The 22,331-nt window shown below is 71.9% G+C and carries 21 protein-coding genes and 1 pseudogene; 12 read left to right on the forward strand and 10 right to left on the reverse strand.

Annotated elements, in window-relative coordinates:
• The first annotated feature begins 64 nt into the window (after positions 1-64).
• The 4 genes from P8T65_RS16935 (at position 65) to P8T65_RS16950 (ending at position 2,487) form a co-directional block, all read left to right on the forward strand.
• Entirely contained in the window at positions 65-481 is a 417-nt protein-coding gene (locus tag P8T65_RS16935) for a hypothetical protein (RefSeq protein ID WP_316726172.1), read from the forward strand.
• Complete coding sequence (locus P8T65_RS16940) at positions 478-996, forward strand: DUF393 domain-containing protein (protein ID WP_316726173.1); 519 nt, start codon at positions 478-480, stop codon at positions 994-996. The genes P8T65_RS16935 and P8T65_RS16940 overlap by 4 nt, the downstream gene beginning before the upstream one ends.
• 9 nt (positions 997-1,005) lie before the next feature.
• Complete coding sequence (locus tag P8T65_RS16945) at positions 1,006-1,809, forward strand: TetR family transcriptional regulator (protein WP_316726174.1); 804 nt, start codon at positions 1,006-1,008, stop codon at positions 1,807-1,809.
• A gap of 90 nt (positions 1,810-1,899) precedes the next feature.
• Positions 1,900-2,487 carry a Uma2 family endonuclease gene (locus P8T65_RS16950; protein ID WP_316726175.1) on the forward strand — a complete coding sequence of 196 codons (588 nt, stop codon included), beginning with the start codon at positions 1,900-1,902 and terminating at the stop codon, positions 2,485-2,487.
• 1 nt (position 2,488) lies between these two features.
• On the opposite strand, the gene P8T65_RS16955 is transcribed toward P8T65_RS16950, so the two are convergent.
• Positions 2,489-4,936: an MMPL family transporter gene (locus P8T65_RS16955; RefSeq protein WP_316726176.1), complete on the reverse strand. Its 2,448-nt coding sequence runs from the start codon at positions 4,934-4,936 to the stop codon at positions 2,489-2,491.
• 272 nt (positions 4,937-5,208) lie between these two features.
• Here P8T65_RS16955 and P8T65_RS16960 point away from each other — a divergent pair, with 272 nt between their 5' ends.
• Together P8T65_RS16960 and P8T65_RS16965 are read left to right on the forward strand one after the other, a co-directional pair.
• The gene (locus P8T65_RS16960) at positions 5,209-5,877 is read left to right on the forward strand and encodes a response regulator transcription factor (protein ID WP_316731613.1); all 669 of its coding nucleotides are present in this window, start codon (positions 5,209-5,211) and stop codon (positions 5,875-5,877) included.
• A pseudogene (locus P8T65_RS16965) lies at positions 5,874-7,328 on the forward strand (ATP-binding protein); the annotation flags it as partial. The gene P8T65_RS16960 and the pseudogene P8T65_RS16965, both read left to right, overlap by 4 nt.
• Here the strand turns inward: P8T65_RS16965 and P8T65_RS16970 are convergent.
• From P8T65_RS16970 to P8T65_RS16985, 4 genes are all read right to left on the reverse strand, one after another.
• Positions 7,315-7,710: an ATP-binding protein gene (locus P8T65_RS16970; protein WP_316726177.1), complete on the reverse strand. Its 396-nt coding sequence runs from the start codon at positions 7,708-7,710 to the stop codon at positions 7,315-7,317. The pseudogene P8T65_RS16965 and the gene P8T65_RS16970 sit on opposite strands and share 14 nt — an antisense overlap.
• Before the next feature lie 117 nt (positions 7,711-7,827).
• Positions 7,828-9,381 carry an ABC transporter substrate-binding protein gene (locus P8T65_RS16975; protein WP_316726178.1) on the reverse strand — a complete coding sequence of 518 codons (1,554 nt, stop codon included), beginning with the start codon at positions 9,379-9,381 and terminating at the stop codon, positions 7,828-7,830.
• 192 nt (positions 9,382-9,573) lie between these two features.
• Complete coding sequence (locus tag P8T65_RS16980) at positions 9,574-10,905, reverse strand: metallophosphoesterase (RefSeq protein WP_316726179.1); 1,332 nt, start codon at positions 10,903-10,905, stop codon at positions 9,574-9,576.
• The gene (locus P8T65_RS16985) at positions 10,905-11,162 is read right to left on the reverse strand and encodes an SCO4848 family membrane protein (RefSeq protein ID WP_215448646.1); all 258 of its coding nucleotides are present in this window, start codon (positions 11,160-11,162) and stop codon (positions 10,905-10,907) included. Before P8T65_RS16985 ends, P8T65_RS16980 begins: the two co-directional genes overlap by 1 nt.
• Before the next feature lie 127 nt (positions 11,163-11,289).
• Between P8T65_RS16985 and P8T65_RS16990 the strand changes: the two genes are divergently transcribed.
• The gene (locus P8T65_RS16990; RefSeq protein ID WP_399099082.1) at positions 11,290-12,591 is read left to right on the forward strand and encodes a D-alanyl-D-alanine carboxypeptidase family protein; all 1,302 of its coding nucleotides are present in this window, start codon (positions 11,290-11,292) and stop codon (positions 12,589-12,591) included.
• A gap of 94 nt (positions 12,592-12,685) precedes the next feature.
• Here P8T65_RS16990 and P8T65_RS16995 read toward each other — a convergent pair whose 3' ends face one another.
• The 3 genes from P8T65_RS16995 to P8T65_RS17005 form a co-directional block, all read right to left on the reverse strand.
• Entirely contained in the window at positions 12,686-13,621 is a 936-nt protein-coding gene (locus tag P8T65_RS16995; RefSeq protein ID WP_316726181.1) for a YihY/virulence factor BrkB family protein, read from the reverse strand.
• 104 nt (positions 13,622-13,725) lie between these two features.
• The gene (locus tag P8T65_RS17000; protein ID WP_399099084.1) at positions 13,726-14,694 is read right to left on the reverse strand and encodes a decaprenyl-phosphate phosphoribosyltransferase; all 969 of its coding nucleotides are present in this window, start codon (positions 14,692-14,694) and stop codon (positions 13,726-13,728) included.
• On the reverse strand, positions 14,687-15,232 hold the full coding sequence (locus P8T65_RS17005; protein ID WP_316726182.1) for a phosphatase PAP2 family protein: 546 nt from the start codon (positions 15,230-15,232) through the stop codon (positions 14,687-14,689). Before P8T65_RS17005 ends, P8T65_RS17000 begins: the two co-directional genes overlap by 8 nt.
• Before the next feature lie 143 nt (positions 15,233-15,375).
• Here P8T65_RS17005 and P8T65_RS17010 point away from each other — a divergent pair, with 143 nt between their 5' ends.
• Complete coding sequence (locus P8T65_RS17010) at positions 15,376-17,064, forward strand: FAD-binding oxidoreductase (RefSeq protein ID WP_316726183.1); 1,689 nt, start codon at positions 15,376-15,378, stop codon at positions 17,062-17,064.
• Between the two features lie 91 nt (positions 17,065-17,155).
• Entirely contained in the window at positions 17,156-17,911 is a 756-nt protein-coding gene (locus P8T65_RS17015) for a decaprenylphospho-beta-D-erythro-pentofuranosid-2-ulose 2-reductase (protein ID WP_316726184.1), read from the forward strand.
• Between the two features lie 29 nt (positions 17,912-17,940).
• Here the strand turns inward: P8T65_RS17015 and P8T65_RS17020 are convergent, their stop codons facing one another.
• Together P8T65_RS17020 and trpS are read right to left on the reverse strand one after the other, a co-directional pair.
• Positions 17,941-18,522 (reverse strand): 2'-5' RNA ligase family protein, encoded by a 582-nt coding sequence (locus P8T65_RS17020; protein ID WP_316731615.1) that lies wholly within the window; start codon positions 18,520-18,522, stop codon positions 17,941-17,943.
• 250 nt (positions 18,523-18,772) lie between these two features.
• Positions 18,773-19,765 (reverse strand): tryptophan--tRNA ligase, encoded by a 993-nt coding sequence (gene trpS / locus P8T65_RS17025; protein ID WP_399103126.1) that lies wholly within the window; start codon positions 19,763-19,765, stop codon positions 18,773-18,775.
• 175 nt (positions 19,766-19,940) lie between these two features.
• Here trpS and P8T65_RS17030 point away from each other — a divergent pair, with 175 nt between their 5' ends.
• The 3 genes from P8T65_RS17030 (at position 19,941) to P8T65_RS17040 (ending at position 22,319) form a co-directional block, all read left to right on the forward strand.
• Positions 19,941-20,564 carry an RNA polymerase sigma factor gene (locus P8T65_RS17030; RefSeq protein WP_316726186.1) on the forward strand — a complete coding sequence of 208 codons (624 nt, stop codon included), beginning with the start codon at positions 19,941-19,943 and terminating at the stop codon, positions 20,562-20,564.
• A 76-nt stretch (positions 20,565-20,640) separates the two neighbouring features.
• Positions 20,641-21,450, forward strand: a complete 810-nt coding sequence (locus P8T65_RS17035; protein WP_316726187.1) for a hypothetical protein — start codon at positions 20,641-20,643, stop codon at positions 21,448-21,450.
• A gap of 101 nt (positions 21,451-21,551) precedes the next feature.
• The gene (locus P8T65_RS17040; RefSeq protein ID WP_316726188.1) at positions 21,552-22,319 is read left to right on the forward strand and encodes a hypothetical protein; all 768 of its coding nucleotides are present in this window, start codon (positions 21,552-21,554) and stop codon (positions 22,317-22,319) included.
• Positions 22,320-22,331: the final 12 nt, after the last annotated feature.

Consider the following 22,331-nt stretch of genomic DNA (forward strand, 5'->3'; position numbering starts at 1 on the left):
ACAGCGATACAGTCCCCCCAGAACGCTTTGAACGCGTTCAAGAATGTCACTGAGGGGTGGGGACATGGATCTCACGGTCGTCGCGTACGTCGTCTATTCGCTGGTCAGCGTGGGGCTGACGGTTTGGGTGGCGCGGACGTTGAGCAAGAACGGGCGGATCTTCCTCTCGGACGTGCTGCGGGGGAACGAAACGCTCGCGGACGCGGTGAACCATCTCCTGGTGGTCGGGTTCTATCTCGTGAACCTGGGCTTCGTGGCGCTGTACCTGAACGCCGACGGCGCCATCACCAGCCCCCGCGAGGTGTTCGAGGCGGTGTCGGCGAAGCTCGGCGTGGTGCTGCTCGTGCTCGGCGCGCTGCACCTGGGGAACGTGTTCGTGCTGAACAAGTTCCGGCGGCGGGGCGTCATGGAGCGGGAGCAGCTGCCGCCGGTCCCGCCGCAAGGCTGGGCCCCTCCGGTCGCTCCGACCGGGCGCGTATGAGCGCCGAGGCCGGGCCGGCCACCGTGGACCGGGGAGCCGAGCGTGTCCCGGTCCACGGGCTCACCGTGCTCTACGACGCCGGGTGCGGGCTGTGCGCCTTCCTGCGGGAGTGGCTGGGCAGGCAGCGGCAGTTGGTTCCGCTGACGTTCGTCGCGGCAGGCTCGGAGGAGGCACATCAGCAGTTCCCGTCGCTCGATCATTCGGCGACGCTGGAGGAGATCACGATCGTGGGGGACGGCGGGCAGGTGTACCGGGGGTCCGCCGCCTGGATCGTGTGCCTGTGGGCCCTGCGCCGGCACCGGCCGCTCGCGCACCGGCTGAGCACCCCGGCGGGGGCCCGGCTCGCGCGCACCGCCGTACTCACCGCCGCGAAGTGGCGGGGCGCCCACCGGCAGCCCGGCTCGGGCTGTGGGAGCGGCGGGGCCGAGCTGAGCGGGTGGGCGTACGACCGGCGGAACGGGTGGGTCTACCGGCCTCCGGGTGACTGCGACACCGGTACCTGCCCGACTCGTTAGGCTCTGCCCGTGCCCGCAGCGAACGACAGCCCCAGCCCAGAGCCCTTCGACGACCAGCTCGACGCGGAGCCCGGCGGCCCCGGGGGCGGCACGGAGCAGTCCGGCCCCCGGGGCACCGCCAAGTCCGAGCAGACCCGCGCGCTGATCCTGGAGACCGCGCTGCGGCTCTTCCAGGAGCGCGGGTACGACAAGACGACCATGCGGGCCATCGCGAAGGAGGCCGGGGTCTCCGTCGGCAACGCGTACTACTACTTCGCCGGCAAGGAGCATCTGATCCAGGGGTTCTACGACCGGATCGGCGCGGAGCACCTGGTGGCGGTACGGCCCGTGCTGGAGCGGGAGAAGGATCTGGAGGCGCGGATCGCCGGGGTGCTCAAGGCGTGGCTGGACGTGGCGGAGCCGTACCACGAGTTCGCGGCGCAGTTCTTCAAGAACGCGGCCGATCCGCAGAGCCCGCTCAGCCCCTTCTCCCCCGAGTCGGCGGGGCCGCGCGAGGAGTCCATCGCCATCCACCGCGAGGTGCTCGCCGGGTCCAAGGCCAAGGTCCCGGACGAACTCCGTGGCATTCTGCCCGAGTTGATGTGGCTCTCCCTCATGGGGCTCGTCCTGTACTGGGTCTTCGACCGGAGCGAGGGGCGCGCCCGCAGCTACCGGCTGGCCGAGCGGGGGGCCCGGCTGACCACCCGGGGTGTCTCGCTGGCCCGCTTCCGGGCACTGCGACCGCTGGTCCGCGAGGTGCACGAGCTGTTCACGGACTTCCTGCCGGGGATGACGAAGGCAGAGCCGGGGGTCGAGGGGCGGGCGGCGGAGTGATCACTGTCGGGTGAACGGGATCGAACGGGACATCCCTCGTCGGGCCTGCTTACCATGACGGTCTCGACACCAGCCCATGGGAGGCACGTGATGTCCGCAGCAGCTGTCGAGCGGTCGCACGGGGAGCGGGCGCTGATCGCCGAAGCGAACCACATCATGGAGAGCGTTCCGGGCCTCCGCGTCGAGATCATCGGAGACCAGATCCTCGTGAGCCCCGCACCGGACGGCCCTCACTCCGAGGCGCTGATGCTGTTCGCCGCCCCCTTCATGCAGCTGGGACTGGTGCGTGCGCTTCCGGGCATCGGCCTCTGGCTGCCCAGCGGCCCCGAGGACTACGCCATCCCCGATCTGTCGGTCGTCGACGACGACTACCGCGATCACCTGGTGGAGAACAGCTGCTACGACCCGATGTGCTTCCGCCTGGTCATGGAGGTCACCTCCAGCAACTGGAAGACGGACCTGCAGACGAAGGTCACCCACTACGCCAAGGCCCGCGTCCCCGTCTATGTGATCATCGACCGCAAGCACCAGCGCCTCCACGTCCTGACCGATCCGGCACGGGGCAGCTACGCCAAGCACGGCATCCACATCCCCGGGGAGCTCGTCACGCTCCCCGAGTCCGTGGGCGGCAAGGTCGTGCTTGACGTCGAGCGTCTCCTCCAAGCCGGTCTGTCCTGAACTAGTTGATGGCGTCCACCTCCCCCTCCGCCGCCTCCGCCAGCTCCAGGTCGTACACGAGCGGCTCTTCGCCCACGACCACCTGACGCGTACGGGACGCGGACGTCGCTGAGGGCGTCGCCAGCAGATAGGGGCCCGGACCGGGGGCGGCCACGATGTACGAGCCGTCCGCCAGGGAGGTCACCCGGTCCAGCTGACGGCCGCCCTGTGACAGCAGGGTCACCTCGGCGCCCTCGACCGGCTCGCCCTCCGCCGTGCGGACGAAGCCATGGATCGCGGAGGCGTGGTCTTCGCCGTTCACCGAGGGCGGCTGAACCGCCGGAGGCGCTTCCTCCCTCGGCTCCACCGCCACGTGCGGCAACCACTTCTCCAGCCCGGCCGGCAACCACCAGTTCGCCTTGCCGAGCAGATGCATCGCGGCCGGCACCAGTGCCGTACGCAGGACGAAGGCGTCCAGGGCGACGGCGGCGGCCAGGCCGATACCGGCCATCGCGGCCTCCAGCTCGCCGCTGAGGACGAACGCGCTGAAGACGCACATCATGATCAGGGCCGCGCAGTTGATGACCCGGCCGGTCTCGGCGAGGCCGACGCGGACGGCGCGGGCGTTGTCCTTGGTGTGGACCCACTCCTCGTGCATCCGGCTGACCAGGAAGACCTGGTAGTCCATGGAGAGGCCGAACAGGAGCGAGAGCATGATGACCGGGAGGAACGCGGCGATCGGGCCCTCCTTGCCGATGCCGAGGAGTTCCGTTCCCCAGCCCCACTGGAAGATCGCCACCAGTACCCCGAAGGACGCGGCCGCCGCGACGAGGTTCATCAGCGCGGCCGTCAGGGGCACCATCAGAGAGCGGAAGGCGACCAGCAGCAGCAGGAAGCCCAGCGCGACGATCGCCGCGATGAAGTAGGGGAGGCGGTCGCCCGTCACCGAGGCGAAGTCCTTCGAGACCGCCGTCACCCCACCCACATGGGCCTCGGCCCCGGACGCCGGGATGACGTCCTCGCGCAGCCGGTCGATGAGCCGGTCCGTCTCCTCCGCCTGCGGTGAGGTCGTGGGGACGACCTGGATCACCGTGACGCCGTTCGTGGGCGGTAGGGCGGCCACCTGGGCCACTCCCTCGGTGGACTCGATGCGCGCGAGCAGCCCCTCGGTGTCGGCTCCGTCCACGACGACCTGGAGGGGGCCGTTGAAACCGGGGCCGAAACCCTCCGCCAGCAGGTCGTATGCCTGGCGGGTCGTCGTGGTGTCGCCGTGGTTGCCCTGGTCGGAGGTGCCGAGACGGATCGACAGGACGGGGATCGCGAGGACCAGCATGACGACGAGGGCGAGCACGGCGGTGGAACGCGGACGCCGCTCGACGTACGCCGACCAACGGGCCGCGAGGCCGCTCGTCAGCTCGGGTTCGGGACCGGTGACGGCGAGGCGCCGGCGCTCGCGGCGGCTGAGGACGCGCGGGCCGAGGACACCGAGGAGCGCCGGCAGCAGGGTGACGGCCACCAGCACGCTCAGGACCACCGTCAGCGAGGTCGCGATGACGACGCCGTCCAGGAAGCGGAGGTTCATCACCAGCATTCCGGCGAGCGCGATGCAGACGGTGCCGCCCGCGAACAGCACCGCGCGGCCGGAGGTGTTGAGTGCGGTGACCGCGGCCTCCTCCGGTTCCATGCCGCGCAGGATGCCGCGCCGGTGCCGGGTGACGATGAACAGGGCGTAGTCGATGCCGACACCGAGACCGATGAGCGAGCCGAGCAGCGGGGCCACGTCCGGGATGTTCGTGGTGTGGCTGAGCAGGGCCGTGGCCATCAGTCCGGTGCCGACCCCGGCGACGGCGACGACGATCGGCAGCAGCATCGCGAAGAGCGAGCCGAAGGCGAGGAAGAGGACGACCGCCGCCGCCAGGATGCCGACCGCCTCGGACGTGCCCTGGGAGACCTGCTGGCTGCGCGCGATGGCCTGGCCGCCCAACTCGACCTGGAGACCGGCCCGTTCGGCGCCCTGCGCGGTCTCGATGACGTCGTCGACGAGGTCCTTGGGGACCGAGTCCACCTGCTCGGTGAAGGTCACCTGCGCGTAGGCGATGGTTCCGTCGCGGCTGATGCCCGCACCGCCGCCTGCCAGGTCCCCGTCGTCGTACGGGCTGGTGACGTCCCCGACACCCGCCATCCGGCCGATCTTCGCGAGCGCGGGCTCGATCCGGGACCGTACGGCCTCGTCGTCGGCCGCCCCCTCGTCCACCTTCCACACCACCGTGTCGGTGTCGCCCGTGCGCTCGGGGAAGGCCTTGTCCAGCAGGTCGTACGCATACTTGGAGTCCGTGTCCGGGAGGGAGAGGGCGTTCGTGTAGACCATGCCCGCGCTCGTGCCGGCGAAGCCGACGCCGAACACGGTTCCCACCCACAGCAACAGGACCACCAGCCGGTGTCGATAGCACCACCGTGCCAAGGTCGCCATGATGAACTCTCCTTGTCGTGCGGTCGATTGGTCGTCGGTCGATTGGTCGTCGGTCGGTCCACCAGGTCCTGATCTCACCCTCGGCCGCGGCGGGGGCCGGGCGACATGGCCGGGCCGAAACTCTCAAGGAACTCCAAAGCGGAGCGGCTGCATCCGGCAACTCCGGTGCGGATACTGAGGACATGACCGGAACCGAGCGAGCGAACGCTGGCCACGAGCGAGCGGCCTGCGGCCAGGAGGACGCGGCGGCCTCCGGCCAGGAGGGGGCGACCGTGCTCGTCGTCGAGGACCAGCCGAGCATCGCGGACGTCCTCTCCATCGCCCTGCGCTACCACCGTTTCGAGGTGATGACGGCCGGCACGGTCCGCGAGGCGCTCGCGCTCGCCGAGCGCACCCGGCCCGACGTGGTCCTGCTGGACGTGATGCTCCCGGACGGCGACGGGCGCGCCCTGGGCCGCGAACTGCGCTCCCGGCGGCCGGAGTCGGCGCTCGTCTTCCTGACCGCCCGGGACGCGCCCGCCGAGATCGTGGGCGCCCTCGGCTTCGGCGACGACTACATCACCAAGCCGTTCGACATCGAGGTGGTCGTCGCCCGGCTCACCGCCGTCCTGCGCCGTACCCGGCGCACCGACGTGCTGCCCCAGCGCCCGCCGCTGCGCTACGGCGACCTGGAGCTGGACGAGACGACGTATTCGGTGCGCCGGGAGGGCCGCACGGTGGAACTGACGCCCACCGAGTACGCCCTGCTGCGGTTCCTGGTGCGCAACGGCGGACGGGTCGTCCCCAAGGAGCAACTCCTGCGCCACGTCTGGCAGTACGAGCACGCGCCGGCCGACTCGACCGTCGTGGAGACCTACATCAGCTACCTGCGGCGCAAGCTGGACACGCTCGGCCCACCGGTGATCACCACCCGGCGGGGCGTCGGATACGGCCTCGTGTGAGCCGTCCCGGAAGGCCGCGCAGGCCGTGTCGGCGGCACGGCCTGTACTCCCTGCGCGCCAAGCTGACGCTCGCGAACGTCGTCCTGCTCGCCGTGGGCGTCGTCACGGCCACCGCGGTCAGCGCGATAGCCATGTGGATGTACCTGCTCGACAGCGTCGACCGGGAGCTGATGTCGACCCGCGACTCCATCGGGGCCGCCCGGATCAGCTTGGAGCAGGTCGACGCGCTCAGCGCGCTGGTCGCCCTCAGCGACCGGACGTCCGATGAACCCACGGCCGACGGCGCCGACTCGCTCGTCCAGGGCGCCGTCTTCACCTCGCTGGACGCCGGGGGCGAGCCGCTGACCGTCGCCGGCTTCGCGCCCACCGGGGAGCAGCGCGCCCTCGCCGCCGCGGTGGGCGACCCTGCCGCCCTCGTCGCGGACGACGAACCGTACGACGTCGACGTGGCGGGCGCCCCGTACCGCGTCACGGCGGCCCGGATGGACGACGGCACGACCGTCCTGCTCGGCGCCTCCACCGCCTCGCTGCACGGGGTCATCGCCAAGGCCCTCAAGCTGGACTTCGCCGTCGGCGGTCTGCTCCTCGCCACGCTCGCCTGTCTGACGCTGTTCGGCGTGCGCCGCCGGATGCGGCCGCTGGAGGACATGGTCGAGACCTCGTCCGCGATCGCCGAGGGCGACCTCACCCGTCGTGTCCCCTCCAGCAACGAGACGACCCTGGAGGTCGAACAGCTGCGGCTCGCCCTCAACGCCATGCTCCAGCAGGTCGAGACGGCCCACCACGCCCGGGAACGCAGCGCCGACCAGCTGCGCCGTTTCGTCGGCGACGCCTCCCACGAGCTGCGTACGCCCCTGGCCGCGATCCGCGGTTACCTCCAGCTGCACGACAAGGGCATGCTCACCGGTCCGGGCGAGCGCCGGCGTGCCTGGGACCGGATGAGCGACGAGGTCGACCGGATGGGCCGCCTCGTCGACGAGTTGCTCACCCTCGCCCGCCTCGACCAGCGGCCCGAACTGCGGCTCAGGAACGTGGACCTCACCCGCCTGGTCCGCGACGCCGCCGCCGATCTCCGCGCCCAGCAGCCCGACCGCCCGGTCACCGTCCGCGCGGACGGCGTCCTCCTCGTCCGGGCCGACGAGTCGCGCCTCCGTCAGCTGCTGGGCAACCTGGTGAGCAACGTCCGCACCCACACGCCGGCGGACGTGCCCGTGCGGCTGGGGGTGAAGCGCTCGGCCGGGACCGTGCGTCTGTACGTGGCGGACGAGGGGCCCGGTCTGGCGGAGGAGGACGCGGCCCGGATCTTCGACCGTTTCTTCCGGGCGGGGGGAGGGGCCGGCAGCGGGCTGGGCATGGCCATCGTGCAGGGGGTGGTGGAGGCCCACGAGGGTGAGGTCGCGGTGAGCACGGCCCCGGGTGATGGCCTGAAAGTGACGGTCACCCTCCCATCAGGGCCCACACGGTCTTCCCGTGCCGACCTCGGCTCCACACCCCCCAGGCCGCGGCGAGGTGCTCCACGAGCCTCAGTCCCCGCCCCGTCTCCGCCCGGTCCCCCACGTCCCTGATCCGCGGCACGGTCATGTCCTCGTCGGACACCTCGACCAGGCAGGACCCGTCGGCCAGGGCGGTCACAGCGACCTCGAACTCCCGCTCCAGCAAGGGCCCGTGGCGTACGACGTTGGTCGCGAGCTCGGAGACGACGAGGACGATGTCCGCCAGGTCCCCGGAGCCCTCCTTGTGCCCCCAGGCCACCAGATGTTCCCGTACGCGTCGTCGGGCGAGCCCCACGGACGCCGGATGCCGGGGCAGCCGGAAGGAGTCGCGTCTCGGCACGTTCACTCCTCACCCCGGACACACCCCCACCACAGAACGATGCGTGGGGCGGGCACGCCGTGTCACTCCCGCGCGCGTGCGGCCCGCGACTTCGCGTCAGCTGTCACACGGCGTCCGTCATATCCAGTCCAGCCGCCACAGCCGGAAGACGCCGGTGTCGTCGGACAGGTACTGCGCCCCGCCGACCTCCTCGGTGCTGAGCACGTACTCCTTGCGCTGCCACAGCGGGATCATCGGCACGTCCTGGGCCACGACCTCCTGGAGCTCCTTGAGGTCGTCGGCGGCCCGGCTGCGGTCCTCGTACCGCCGGCTGTCCTTGATCAGCCGGTCGGCCTGCCCACTGCCGTAGCCGTTGTTCAGGGAGCCGCCGGTGCCGACGAGGGGTCCGCTGAAGGTGTCGGGGTCGGGGTAGTCGGCGACCCAGCCCACCCCGTACGCGTCCAGCTTGCCCTCGGCGTACCGCTTCTGGAACGCCGTCCACTCGTACGCCTTGGTGGTCACGTAGAACAGCCCGCTCGCCTCCAGCTGCTGCTTCAGTTCGGCGGCCTCGGCGGCGGTCGAACCGCTGCCCTCGGTGTAGCCGAAGGTGAAGCGGACCGGCATGCCGACACCGGCCTCGTCGAGCAGCTTGCGGGCCCGCTGCGGGTCGGGCCGGGGGTTGGCCTCGAAGAACGAGGTCGTGTGGCCCGTGAGTCCGGCCGGGATGAGCGAGTACAGGGGCTCGGTGGTGCCCTGGTAGACCTCGGCGACCAGCTTCTCTCGGTTGATCAGCGCGGCCAGCGCCTGCCGCACCCGGCGGTCCTGGAACGGCGAGCCCACCCGCACGTTGAGCACCAGGTTGCGGGTCTCGGTGCTGTCGGCCTCGGTGACCCGCTGGTCGAGGTCGCTGGGCGAGACGGCGGCGAGCGTCGCGGGCGGCAGCGTGCGCGTGGCGACGTCCACCCGGCGCGCCTTCCACGCCTCCTGCAGCGCCTCCGAGTTCTCGTAGTAGCGCATCAGGACCGGGGTGCGGGCCCCCTGGGCGTCGCCCTGGTAGCCGTCGTTGGGGGTGAGGCGGGCCTGCCCGTCGCCGTACGACGTCAGGGTGTACGGGCCGGTGCCGTCGGCGCCGCCGTCCGTGCGGAGCCGGTTGACGGGGTATCTGGTCCGGTCGACGATCGAGCCGGCGCCGGTGGCCACCTTGAACGGGAACGTGGCGTCCGGCGAGGACAGACGGAAGGTGACGGTCGGCCCGTCCGCGCTGACCGACTGCAGGGTGTCGAGCAACCCGGCCGGTCCGACGTCGGAGTTGACGCGCTTGACCCGGTCGAAGGAGTACTTGACGTCCTTCCCGGTGACCTCGCGTCCGCTGGGGAATGTCAGGCCGGGGCGCAGGACGCAGCGGTAGACGGTGAGCGCGTTGCCGAGGAACTCACAGCTGCGGGCGGCGTCCGGCACGGGAGCCGCGCCGCCCGGTTCGAAGGTCAGCAGCGACTGGAACACGTTGTTGAACAGGGCCCAGGATCCGGCGTCGTAGGCTCCGGCCGGGTCCAGCGAGGTGACCTTGTCGGTCGTGCCGACGACGATCGTCCTGTTCTCGTCCCGCTGAGCCGGCATCAGCTGCCAGCCACCGATCGCCGCGATCGCCACCACCAGCAGCGACGCGAGAATCCGTATGCGAACCGATCGCATCGGTGCCCCTTCCAAGGACCCCACCCGGCCCACTACGCACAGTGGTTCCGCGATGGCGCGGATCACCTAACCACAGTCGGCTGTGTGGACGGAAGACAGGTTTTGTTGAGTTGAGAAAGAACTTGGTAAGCATGTCGCCATATGTGCCCGAAAGCCTTCCGTACCTGTAGCGGAAGCCTTCCTGACGAACCGTCACGCCTGCTTCGACGCCAGCTCCACGACCGTGATGTCCGAGGGCGCCCCGACCCGCACCGGCGGCCCCCAGGCGCCCGCGCCGCGGGTCACGTAGAGCTGGGTGTCTCCGTAGCGCTCCAGCCCCGCGAGGGTCGGATTGGCGGCCTGCGCGACATAGGTCATGGGCCACATCTGGCCACCGTGGGTGTGACCTGAGAGCTGGAGGTCGACGCCGTGGTCGACGGCGGCGTGGATCTGGACGGGCTGGTGGGCCATGAGCACCACGGCCCGCGAGGTGTCCCGGTCGCCGAGCGCCTTGGCGAAGTCGGGGCCCTGGCCCTCGTCCTCGCCCGCGATGTCGTTCACCCCGGCGAGGTCGAGGTACGGCAGTTCACGGCGGGCGTTCTCCAGCGGCGTCAGCCCCAGCCGCCGCACCTCGTCGACCCACTGCTCGGCGCCGGAGATGTACTCGTGGTTGCCGGTGACGAAGTAGCTGCCGTGCCGTGCCTTCAGTCCGGCGAGCGGTGCCGCCGCCGGGCCGAGGTCCGCCACATCGCCGTCGACCAGGTCGCCGACCACCGCGATCAGGTCGGGCTGCGTCGAGTTGATCGTGTCGACGACCTTCTGCGCGAAGCCCCGGCCCAGCATCGGCGAGAGGTGGATGTCGCTGACCACCGCGATCCGGAAGCCGTGCGCGGCGCGCGGCAGCTTCGCCAGCGGCACGGTGACCCGCTTGAGCTTGGGTCCGCGTACGACGCCGTAGGTGCCGTAGCCGACCGTGCCCACGGCGGCCGCGGCGACGGCGCCGCCCACCACCCGGGAGACGAAGAGGCGGCGGGAGGGGTCGGCCGGGGTCGCAGGGGCGGTCGGGTCCGGGGGTTCCGGCGCGCGGGGCGGCGCCGACTGTCCGGGGTCGGCGGGCTGCGCGGGCTCGACGGGCTGTACGGACTCGGCGGACTGTGCGGACTGCGCGCCCGCCGGGACCGGCTCCCGCACCGCGGGCTCCGGCTGCCGCGCGGGCTCCGGGACGCGCCGCGCCACCAGGCGGCGTACGAGAGGGCGTAGCAGTTCCCCCACCAGAAGGGCGAGGAGCAGGTACAGCGCGAGGGCGAGCCACATGAAGCCCGGCCAGGTCAGCGTCTGCTGCAGCCAGAAGGGCGCGCCGGTGCGCTCGGCCGCGAAGCCGCCGATCATCAGCACCGGCCCCGCGACGAACACCGCCGTGCCCACGCGTCTGGCCGGGCCCGGCCCGCGTGTCGTGTCGCGCACCAGGCGGCGCCACGCGTACCAGTGCAGCGCGCCGAAGAGGGCCAGCACCAGCAGGAGCACCAGGACGAAGACGACGGTCATCACGAGGCACTCCCGGGTGCGGCTCGGCGAAGGGCGCGCAGCCCGCGCAACCCGATGACCCCGATGGCCGTCCCCAGAACAAAGGAGACGACGGCGAGCGTCAGATGCACCCAGAAGTACGCCGTCGGATCACCCGCGTCGTCGAACGCGAGCCCGCTGCCGTCCTTCCAGAGGTTCTTGACGAAAGTGATCCAGATGACCCAGCTCCACACCCCGAAGGCGAGCAGGAACCAGGAGAGGGGGCGGCTGAGCTTCATGCGTTCAGTATCGCCGTCGAGCGTCCGGGTATCGCGCCGGGGTGCGAGCGGGGGCGTGAGCAGGAGTCGGAGCGCCACGGGGCGCTCCAGTGGGATTTACCGGTCGGAGCCATGTACTTTCTCGATCGTGCCCGCCTCCAAGAAGACCGTCAGGCGCCCCCTGTCGGTCACCTCAGCCACCCTGCTGTCTCTCTCCCTGGCCTCGCTGCCGCTGTTGACGGCCGGCCCGGCCTTCGCGGCGAAGCCGTCGCCGAGTTCGAGCGCCTCGCCGTCCGCGACTCCCCCGGCGACCATGTCGACCGTCGGCGGCGAGGCACTCGGCCGGCCCGGCACGCAGGCCAGCCTCGGCAGCGACGCGCCCGTGCTGCCCAAGGGCATCAGCGCCCGCTCCTGGATCGTCGCCGACGCCGAGTCGGGCGAGGTGCTGGCCGCGCACAACGCGCACTGGCGGCTGGCCCCCGCGAGCACGCTGAAAATGCTGTTCGCGGACACGCTGCTGCCGAAGTTCAACAAGGACGACGAGCACAAGGTCGTGCCCGCCGATCTGGCGGGGGTCGGCTCGGGCTCCAGCATGGTCGGCATAAAGGAGGACGAGACGTACACCGTCCACGACCTGTGGCTCGGTGTCTTCCTTCGCTCTGGCAACGACGCGGTGCATGTCCTGTCGGCCATGAACGGCGGGGTGAAGCAGACCGTCGCGGACATGAACGCGCACGCCGAGGAACTCCAGGCCCTGGACACGCACGCGGTCAGCCCGGACGGGTACGACGCGAAGGGGCAGGTGTCGTCCGCCTACGACCTGACGCTGATCGCCAGGTCGGGGCTGCAGAAGAAGGACTTCCGGGAGTACTGCTCCACCGTGCGGGCGAAGTTCCCGGGCGAGACGAAGAAGGGCAAGAACGGCAAGAAGAGCCGTTCGTCCTTCGAGATCCAGAACACCAACCGGCTGCTCACCGGGGACAGCGGCCTCGACTCCTACCAGGGCATCGCGGGTGTGAAGAACGGCAACACCACGAACGCGGGCGCCACGTTCACCGGGGTCGCCGAGCGCGGCGGCCGGGTCCTCCTCGTCACCGTCATGCACCCGGAGAAGGAGGAGCACAACCAGGTCTACAAGGAGACCGCGAGCCTCCTCGACTGGGGGTTCAAGGCGGCGGGCAAGGTGACGCCGGTGGGTGAGCTCGTGCCGCCCAAGGGCGCGGACACCTCCGGTGGGGGTGCCGACGAGCCGAGCGCACAGCCGGGGGCTACGGCGTCCGCGTCGGCGTCGGTCTCCGGTGGGGCGGGCGGGAAGTCGGTCGCGTCGGGTGCGTCCGGTGGGGGCGGCGGGGTCGGGGTTGCCCTCGGGATCATGGGGGGCGTGCTGGTGTTGGTGGCCGGTGGGGTGTTTCTGGTGAATCGGAAGTGGCCTCTGCGGGGCAGCAAGTAGGGCGGTCCGGGAGCGGCTGCCTCGCTGGGGTCCGGTCCGGTCCGATGCGGGGTGCGGGTCTCGTCGTGGTTGCTCGCGCCGTTCCCCGCGCCCCTTACGGGGCGGTGGTGCCGGTCGGGGGCATGAGATCTTCTGCGCTCCCGGCGCCTCCGGTGTCCCCCGCGCCTCCTGCCTCCCCGCTCTCCTTGCTGTCCTCTGCCGTCCATGCCGCGCAGTACAGCAGGAGCTTGGTGGTGAAGTTGATCCAGAGGAGGAGGGCGATGGGGACGCCGAAGGCGCCGTACACGCTCTTCGAGGCGATGCCCTGGATGTAGCCGCTGAGGAGGAGCTTGAGGAGTTCGAAGCCCACGGCTCCTATGAGGGCGGCCACCACGAGGCGGCGACGGGGCGGCTGGACGCCCGGGAGCAGGGTGAGGACGTAGAGGAGGAGCAGGAAGGCGGCCAGGACGGCGACGGCGAACGCGGCGAGGCGCAGGAGGATGCCGCCCCAGCCGTCGCGGTCGATGCCGAGCTGGTCGGCGAACCGGCCCACGGCCCAGGAGGCGGCGGCGGAAGCGGCCAGCGATACGAGGACCGCGCCACCGAGACCGGCCAGCAGGCCCGTGTCCTTGCCCTTGGCGAGGACGGGGTTCTCGTCGGGGTCCTCCTTCTCCCACACCGCGCGCAGACACCCGCGCATCTCGCCGACCCAGCCGATGCCGGTGAACAGCAGCAGCGCGCCTGCGATGATCCCGACCGTACCGGCGTTGTCGACGAGGCCCGCGACGTCGAGCTGGTCGGAGATGCCGGGCACCTGCTCACTGAGCCGGTCCTCCAGCTCCTGCTGCCGGTCCTTGCCGAGGGTCGCCGCGACGATGGCCGCCGCCAGGGTCAGCAGCGGGAACAGCGCCAGGAAGCTGATGAACGTCATCGCCGCGGCCAGCCGGGTCCACCTCACCCGCTCCAGCCGCTCGTACGAGCGCCACGCGTGCGTGGTCATCAGACGCTCCACCCAAGGACCCACCCCGGGGAGCTTTTTCAGCCAGTCCATGATCCGAACTCTGCCCCAGTCGCCGACACCCGATACCGGGTACCCCCGGACCGGTTCGCGTATCCCCTCCCGACGTCATCATCTGCGGCGGCGTGACGACCGGCTCACCAGTCCGCGACCGCCAGCCCGTACATCGTCAGCCACACGGCGCCGATGAGGGTGAGGGCACGGTCGCGCAGGATGACGTCCTCGGGTTCACCGGCGGTGCCCCGGTCGGCGAAGACGGCGTAGCGGAGGACGGCGAGAACGAAGGCGATCATGGAGAGCTGCCGCCAGGGCAGCACGCCGGCGGCGGGTACGCCGCCTTCCTCCAGGGCCCAGAGGCAGTAGCCGAGCACGGCGACCCCGGCTGCCAACTGCCAGACGAACCGGAGGTGTCCGGCGGTGCACTCGGTGAGCAGGGCCCGGGTCGCGCCCGCCCGGTCGGCCAGCTGCACGGCCTCCGAGTACCGCTTGGCGGCGACCATGAACAGCGCGCCGAACCCGGTGGTGATCAGGAACCAGCGGGAGAGCGGGATGCCCAGCGCGAGTCCGCCGATCATCGCCCGCATCAGGAAGCCGGTGGTGACGACCGCCAGATCGACGACCAGGACGTGCTTGAGGCTGACGCAGTAGGCGAGTTGGAGTCCGAGGTACGCCGTCAGCAGCGCGGCGGTGTACGGCGAGCAGAGCCAGGCGGCGCCCAGGGGCGCGAGCACGGCGAGGGCGCCCCCGACTCCGTACGCGACGGCGACAGGCACCTGCCCGGCGGCGACCGGCCGGTGGCGCTTGACGGGGTGGGCACGGTCCGCGTCGGCGTCCCGCGCGTCGTTGACGAGGTACACGGCGGCGGCACAGGCCGTGAAGAGGACGAAGACGAGCGGGAGTTGGACCATCGCGCGAGGAGTGAAGAGCTCCCCGGCGGCCGCGGGCGCGGCGACGACCAGGGTGTTCTTGATCCATTGCCGGGGCCGGGTCGTTCGGAGGAGCCCGCGGACGAGGCCCGCCTTCGGGGGCGCCTGTCCGGAATGCGTTCGGCGCTCCAGGACCACGGCGCTCCCCGGCGTGCGCCCTGCCATCGTGCACTCAGCCATCACCGCTCACCACCCAGCGCGCACCCAACCGCGCCGTGAGCGCCCCGAGCGCCACGCCCGCCGCCACGTCCGACGGATAGTGCACACCGACGACGAGCCGGGAGACGCACATCGCCGCGGCGAGCGGCGCGGCGGCGGACAGCAGCAGCGGGGCGCCGCCCAGTGCTCCGTGGGCCACGACGGCGACCGCCGCGGCCGCCGAACTCGCGTGCGAGCTGGGGAAGGAGTGCCGTCCGATCGTGCCGACCAGCGGCTCGACGTGTGCGGGGCGCGGTCGCCGTACGACGCGTTTGACGCCCATGCTGGCCAGATGCGCCCCGGCGGTCAGCGCCGTGCCGCGCAGCCACACACGACGCCGCTCCCGGTCGACGGCGGCCCCCGCCAGCCCGGCCGCGAGCCACAGCAGGCCGTGCTCCCCGACCCGGGACAGCCCGCGCGCGGCGCTCGCGACACGCGGGTCGGCACCACGGGCGTGCAGCGCGGAGAGGAGCCGCCGGTCCAGTCCCCGCACGCCCTTGACGACGTCAACTTCATCCATGCGACGCCACTCTCGCGGGCGACCGGGCCGGAGCTACGGCAATCTTGAACGACATCCCACTAATCACCCATTTCGGTGAGGCGACCGAGCGGCCGCACCGACGTGCCCGACTCCTCCTTATACGCGGCGATACGGTCGCGAGCATGCCAGCCGACGCCGCCCCGACCTCCCCGGCTCCCCCGCCCGCCGGCCCACGCCGTGCCACACCCGCCCCCGGCTCCGCCTCTACCTCTACCTCTGCCTCTGCGTCCGCCTCGACCTCCGACGCCGCCCCCGCTCCCGCTCCCGCTCCCGTCACGGTCACCGGCTGGGGCCGCACCGCGCCGAGCGCCGCACGGTTGGTCCGTCCGCGCACCTACGAGGAGGCCGCGGCCGCCGTACGGGCGTGCGGGGCGCAGGGGGCGCGGGGCGGGATCGCCCGGGGGCTCGGGCGGGCGTACGGCGACGCGGCGCACAACGCGGGCGGCGCCGTCCTCGACATGACCGGCCTCGACCGGGTCCACGCCATCGACGCGGACGGCGGCACCGTGCTGTGCGACGCGGGCGTCTCGCTGCACCGGCTGATGGAGGTCCTGCTCCCCCTGGGCTGGTTCGTGCCGGTGACCCCGGGGACCCGTCAGGTGACCGTCGGCGGCGCCATCGCGGCCGACATCCACGGCAAGAACCACCATGTCTCCGGGTCCTTCGCCCGCCATGTGCTCTCCCTGGACCTGCTCACGGCCGACGGCGAGATCCGCACGGTCGTCCCCGGCACCCCGCTCTTCGACGCCACGGCCGGCGGCATGGGCCTCACCGGCGTCATCCTCACCGCGACCGTCCGCCTCCTGCCCGTCGAGACGTCCTGGATGTGCGTCGACACCGAACGCGCGCGCGACCTCGACGACCTCCTCGCCCGCCTCACGGCCACGGACCGCTACTACCGTTACTCCGTCGCCTGGATCGATCTGCTCGCCAAGGGCTCCGCGACGGGCCGAGCGGTGCTCACCCGCGGCGACCACGCGCCCCTGGAGGCCCTGGAGACGCGGTGGCGGGGGAACGCGGGGCGAGGGTCGGCGTGGACACAGCCGTCCGGAACGCCGTGGACACCGGCCTCGGGATCACCGTGGGCACCGCCGTCGGGAGCGCCGTGGACGCCGCCGTCGGGCGTGTCCCGGGTCTCGTCCACGCGCGCGCGTGCGGGTCGCCTTGCGCTCGGTGACGCGTGGCGGTTCCGCAGGGGCGCGCCCGTCGGCCCGCTGGAGTTCCGCACCCCCCGCCTCCCCGCCGCCCCCTCCTTCGTCCCCGACGGTCTTCTCGGCCGTACGGCCATGGGGCTCTTCAACGAGTTCTGGTACCGCCGCGCGCCCCGGTCCCGCACCGACGAACTCCAGCGCATCTCCACCTTCTTCCACCCCCTCGACGGGGTCCCGCACTGGAACCGGATCTACGGCCGGTCCGGCTTCGTGCAGTACCAGTTCGTCGTCGGACACGGCCGGGAGGAGACCCTGCGCCGGATCGTCCACCGGATCTCGGCGCGCCGCTGCCCCTCCTTCCTCGCCGTGCTGAAGCGGTTCGGCGAGGGCGCCCCCGGCTGGCTGTCCTTCCCGATGCCCGGCTGGACCCTCGCCCTGGACATCCCGGCGAGCCTGCCCGGTCTCGGCGCCTTCCTGGACTCGCTCGACGAGGAGGTCGCGGCCGCCGCCGGCCGCGTCTACCTGGCGAAGGACGCCCGGCTACGGCCCGAACTGCTGGCCGCGATGTATCCGAGGCTCCCCGAATTCCGCGCGCTGCGCGAGGAGTTGGACCCGCACGGGGTCTTCGTCTCGGACCTGGCCCGCCGCCTCGACCTGTGAACGCCATGCCGTGAGCGCTGTGTCGTCAGCGCCGTGCCGTGAGCGTGGCGCCCACCCCTGCCCCCACCGTCCCCCACACCCAGGAGCTGTCATGAAGGACGCCTTCGGCACCCCCCAGTCCCTGCTGATCCTCGGCGGTACGTCGGACATCGCGCTCGCCACGGCCCGTCGGCTGATCGCCCGCCGCACTCGCACGGTGTGGCTCGCGGGGCGCCCGTCGCAGGCTCTGGAGAACGCGGCCGTCCATCTGCGCGGCCTCGGCGCGGAGACCCACACGGTCACCTTCGACGCGCTCGACCCCGGCTCCCACGAGGCGGTCCTCGGCAAGGTCTTCGCCGAGGGCGACATCGACATGGTGCTCCTCGCCTTCGGTGTCCTCGGCGACCAGGCGAACGACGAACGCGACCCGGTGTCCGCCGCGCGTGTCGCGCAGACCAACTACACCGGCGCCGTCTCGTCCGCCCTGGTCTGCGCGCGGGCCCTCCAGGCGCAGGGCCACGGCTCCCTGGTCGTCCTGTCCTCCGTCGCCGCCGAGCGGGCCCGCCGCTCCAACTTCATCTACGGCTCCAGCAAGGCCGGCCTCGACACCTTCACCCAGGGCCTGGGCGACGCTCTCCACGGCACCGGCGCCCACGTCATGCTCGTCCGCCCCGGCTTCGTCCGCACGAGCATGACGGCGGGCCGCCCGGAGAGCCCCTTCGCCACGACCCCGGAGGCCGTGGCCACCGCCATCGAGCTGGGGCTGCGCCGCCGCTCGGAGACGGTCTGGGTCCCGGGTGCGCTACGCCTGGTGATGACGGCCCTGAGGCACCTGCCGAGGCCGATCTTCCGCCGCCTGCCGCTGTAGCGCCCCCTCAGGGGGCGCGGCGCCCGATGTCACCGCGCGGGCAGCGTCGTGTCTCCGACCGGCGCACCCGCCTGCGGCGGCACCACGGACCCGCCGAACGCGAACTCCCGCAGCTTGCGCCAGACCCCGTCGGAACCCTGCTCGTAGAGCGCGAACCCGGTGCAGGGCCACTGCGCCTCGTACCCGGCGAGCTCCTCGAACGCCCGGTCCATCGCCTCCTCGGCGATGCCGTGCGCCACGGTGACGTGCGGGTGGTACGGGAAGTTCAACTCGCGTGCCACGGGTCCCGACGCGTCCCGGACCTGCTTCTGCAACCAGGTGCAGGCCTCGCCCCCCTCGACGACCCGTACGTACACGACGGGCGAGAGCGGGCGGAAGGTGCCCGTGCCGGACAGCCGCATCGGAAAGGGCCGCCCGGCCGCCGCGACCTCGCGGAGGTGCGCCTCGATCGCTGGGAGGTCGATGGCCTCGACCTCGGTCGGCGGCAGCAGCGTGACGTGCGTGGGGATGCCGTGAGCCGCGGCGTCGCCGAAGCCCGTGCGCCGCTCCTGGAGCTGGCTGCCGTGGGGCTCCGGGACCGCGATCGACACACCGATCGTTACGGTCCCCACGTCGTCTCCTGTCGTCGTGTCATACGAGTTGTCGTAGTCCTTGTCAGCCGCGGTCCGTCGCACACGGCGGTCCGTCGAACCGACCACCGGTCGTACCGACTGCCCGTCGTACCGACTGTCCGTCGTACCGCTGTCGGTCGTACCGGCTATCGACTGTACGGCCACGACGGTCCTCCGGGCAGGCGCAGCGGGAGTGATGTGCGGCGCTGTCGGTGGTGCGGCAGGCGCGCGGGGGCAGAGGTGGTGCGGCTCAGTGCTTGGCGGGCAGGAAGCCCACCGCGTCGTACGCCTGGGCGAGCGTCTCCGCCGCGACGGCGCGCGCCTTCTCGGCCCCCTTGGCCAGGATCGAGTCGAGCGTCTCCGGGTCGTCCAGATATTGCTGGGTACGCTCCCGGAACGGCGTCACGAAGTCGACCATGACCTCGGCGAGGTCCGTCTTGAGCGCACCGTAGCCCTTGCCGACGTACTTCTGCTCCAGTTCCGCGATACCCACCCCCGTCAGGGTCGAGTAGATGCTCAGCAGGTTGCTGACGCCCGGCTTCTCCGCGGTGTCGAAGCGGATCACCGTGTCGGTGTCGGTGACGGCGCTCTTGACCTTCTTCGCGGTGACCTTCGGATCGTCGAGCAGGTTGATCAACCCCTTCGGGGTCGACGCCGACTTGCTCATCTTGATCGTGGGGTCTTGGAGGTCGTAGATCTTCGCCGTCTCCTTCAGGATGTACGGCTTCGGGATCGTGAAGGTCTCGCCGAAACGGCCGTTGAAGCGCTCGGCGAGGTCCCTGGTGAGCTCGATGTGCTGGCGCTGGTCCTCGCCGACCGGCACCTCGTTCGCCTGGTAGAGCAGGATGTCCGCGACCTGGAGGATCGGGTACGTGAAGAGGCCGACGCTCGCGCGGTCGGCGCCCTGCTTGGCGGACTTGTCCTTGAACTGGGTCATGCGGGAGGCCTCGCCGAAGCCGGTGAGGCAGTTCATGACCCAGCCGAGCTGCGTGTGCTCCGGGACGTGGCTCTGGACGAAGAGCGTGCAGCGCTCCGGGTCGAGACCGGCGGCGAGCAGCTGCGCGGCGGCGAGCCGGGTGTTGGCGCGCAGGTCCGCGGGGTCCTGCGCCACGGTGATCGCGTGCAGGTCGACGACCATGTAGAACGCGTCGTGGGACTCCTGCAGGGCCACCCACTGGCGGACGGCGCCGAGGTAGTTGCCGAGGTGGAACGAGCCGGCGGTGGGCTGGATGCCGGAGAGCACGCGCAAACCAGGCAGCGGCGCGGAGCGCCCCGTTTGAGGGCGGTGGTGGGCGACGGGTGGGCGGTCAGAGGCCATGCTCACCATTCTCTCAGGTGTCGGGGGGCGTTCCGGAACCGACCGGAAGCAGATGTGACACGGGTGGGAACCGATCCGGTCCGGGCGGTGTACCCATGTTGTGAGAACGCGGGAGGGGGGCCGCATCGTCGATGAGGCCGCAGTGATCGCACGCGTACGCGCCGGGGAGCCGGAGGCCTATGCGGATCTGGTGCGCGCCCACACGGGCATCGCGCTGCGAGCGGCGCGGGCGCTCGGCGCCGGTTCGGACGCGGAGGACGTGGTGCAGCAGGCCTTCCTCAAGGCGTACTGCTCACTGGGCCGCTTCCGGGACGGTGCCGCGTTCCGGCCGTGGCTTCTGTCGATCGTGGCCAATGAGACGAGGAACACAGTGCGGACGGCGGGGCGCCAGCGTTCGCTGGCCGACCGGGAGGCCGCCTTCGTGGAGGCCGAGCCGCTGATACCGCCCTCGGCCGACCCGGCGGTCGCCGCGCTGGAGATAGAGCGACGTGTCGCGCTCCTGGGCGCCCTGGAGAAGCTGAGCGAGGAACACCGGCTGGTCGTCACGTACCGCTATCTGCTGGAGATGGACGAGCCCGAGACGGCGGCCGCCCTGGGCTGGCCCCGGGGCACGGTGAAGTCCCGCCTGAGCCGGGCCCTGCGCAAGTTGGGCCGCCTCCTGCCGGAGTTCGAGCCGGGGGAACCGCTGGGCCGGAAGGGGGGAGGGGGTGAGGGGCGTGCGTGAGCCGGGCGAGGGCGGGGAGCGTGGTCCTGGCGGGGACCCGGGGCCGTCGCGGGAGGGCGGGAACACGGGGGGTGACATGCGTGACATGCGTGACGTCCGGTTGCCCCAGGAGCTGCGGGCGCTCGGGCGGGCGCTGGACCGGCCCGGGAGCGACGGCGACGAGACCATGGTCGAGCGGGTTCTCCAGCAGATACTGGCCGAGCGGGTGCCGACGCCGGTGGCCGAGCCGCCGGGGGCCGGGGAGCGGCTGCGGGCGGTGCGCCGGTGGGCACGGACGCGGTGGCGCGCGCTGATCGCCGCACTGTGCGGGCTGCTCACGGCCCTCGTCCTCACCCCTCCGGTGCGGGCGGCGGTGGCCGACTGGTTCTCCTTCGGCGGGGTCGAGGTGCGGTACGACCCGTCGGCGACGCCTTCGCCGGGCGCGCGGGTGCCCGGCTGCCCGGAGCCGGTCCCACTGGCCGAGGCCGGGCGGCGGGCGGGGTTCGCTCCGCTCGTACCGAAGGCGCTGGGCCCTCCGGACGCGGTGTCCGTGACGCGCGCGCCGAAGGACCGCTTCGTGATCACCCTCTGCTGGGGCGAGCGGGGAGGGACCGTCCGGCTCGACGAGTACGCGGCCCGGCTGGCCCCCGAGTACGGCAAGACCGTGGTGGGCGAGCAGGCCGTCGAGTGGGTCGGGCTGAAGGAGGGCGCGCACGACGCGCTGTGGTTCCCCGAGCCGCACCTGCTGCGCTTCTGGATGACCTCCGAGGACGGCTCCCGCCTCACCCGCTCGGAGCGCACGGCGGGGCCCACCCTTCTGTGGGTCCACGACGAGGCCTTCACGCTGCGGCTGGAGGGCGTGGAGTCGAAGGCACGGGCGCGGGAGATCGCGGAGTCGTTGGACTGATCGGTCCGGTTCGGGTGGGAACCCCGGCGGTCCGAGCGGTGTACCAGGAATGACACCGCGAGTGCGGGAGGACCGCACCGGGATCGATCGGGGGGTGTCGGATGTGTGGACTGCGACAACTGACGGCGACGGTGGGCGGGGTGCTGACCGCGTTCGCCCTGGTGCTGCTGGGGGCTCAGCCCTCAGTGGCGGGCGGACCGACCAGTGTGCTGCTGGTCTCCCCGACCAGTCAGCGGACGGCTTCGCTGTACGGCACACAGGAGGAGTACGGCAACCTGGAGAAGCTCCTCGCCCGCGCGGGCGGCGAGCTCGACCAGGGTCGGGAGGAGGCCCCGCGGTGGGGGCGGGAGGACATATGGGGAGAGCGGATCAGTGACATGGTCAGCGTGACGTGGATGATCCACGACGTGACGCCGTGGCGGCTGGACCGGGTCTACACGGCCGCGCCGGACACCAAGGACATCTGGATCCACACGACGCTCGTCGTCGGCGAGGAGGATCCGGGTGCTGCGGGCGCCGGCGTCTGGCACCGGGCGAAGCAGCCGGACCAGCTGCGGAAGCTGCTCAACGGCCTGGGAATCCTGGGCGCGGCCCAGGGTGATCCGGCCCCTGGGGACCCGGTGCGGGACGAGCCGCTTTCCGGCGAGGCGGCGGGAGGAACCGCGGCCGACTCCGCCGGGACGACCGCCGACACGAGGGCCGCAGCCACCGCGCCCGGTCTGGCCGACCACGCCCACTGGGCGATACCCGCCCTGGCGCTGGGCCTGCTCGTCGGCTCCGGCGGTGCCACGCTCCTGCTGCGCCGCGCGGCGGCCCGGAACGGGTCCGGGCCGCTGCGGGAGCCCCGTCAGGAGCTGCTGGACGCCTGAGGGCGGCGGTCG

Origin of the sequence: Streptomyces sp. 11x1 (genome assembly GCF_032598905.1) — a bacterium.
In the GTDB taxonomy this organism is placed as follows: Bacteria; Actinomycetota; Actinomycetes; order Streptomycetales; family Streptomycetaceae; genus Streptomyces.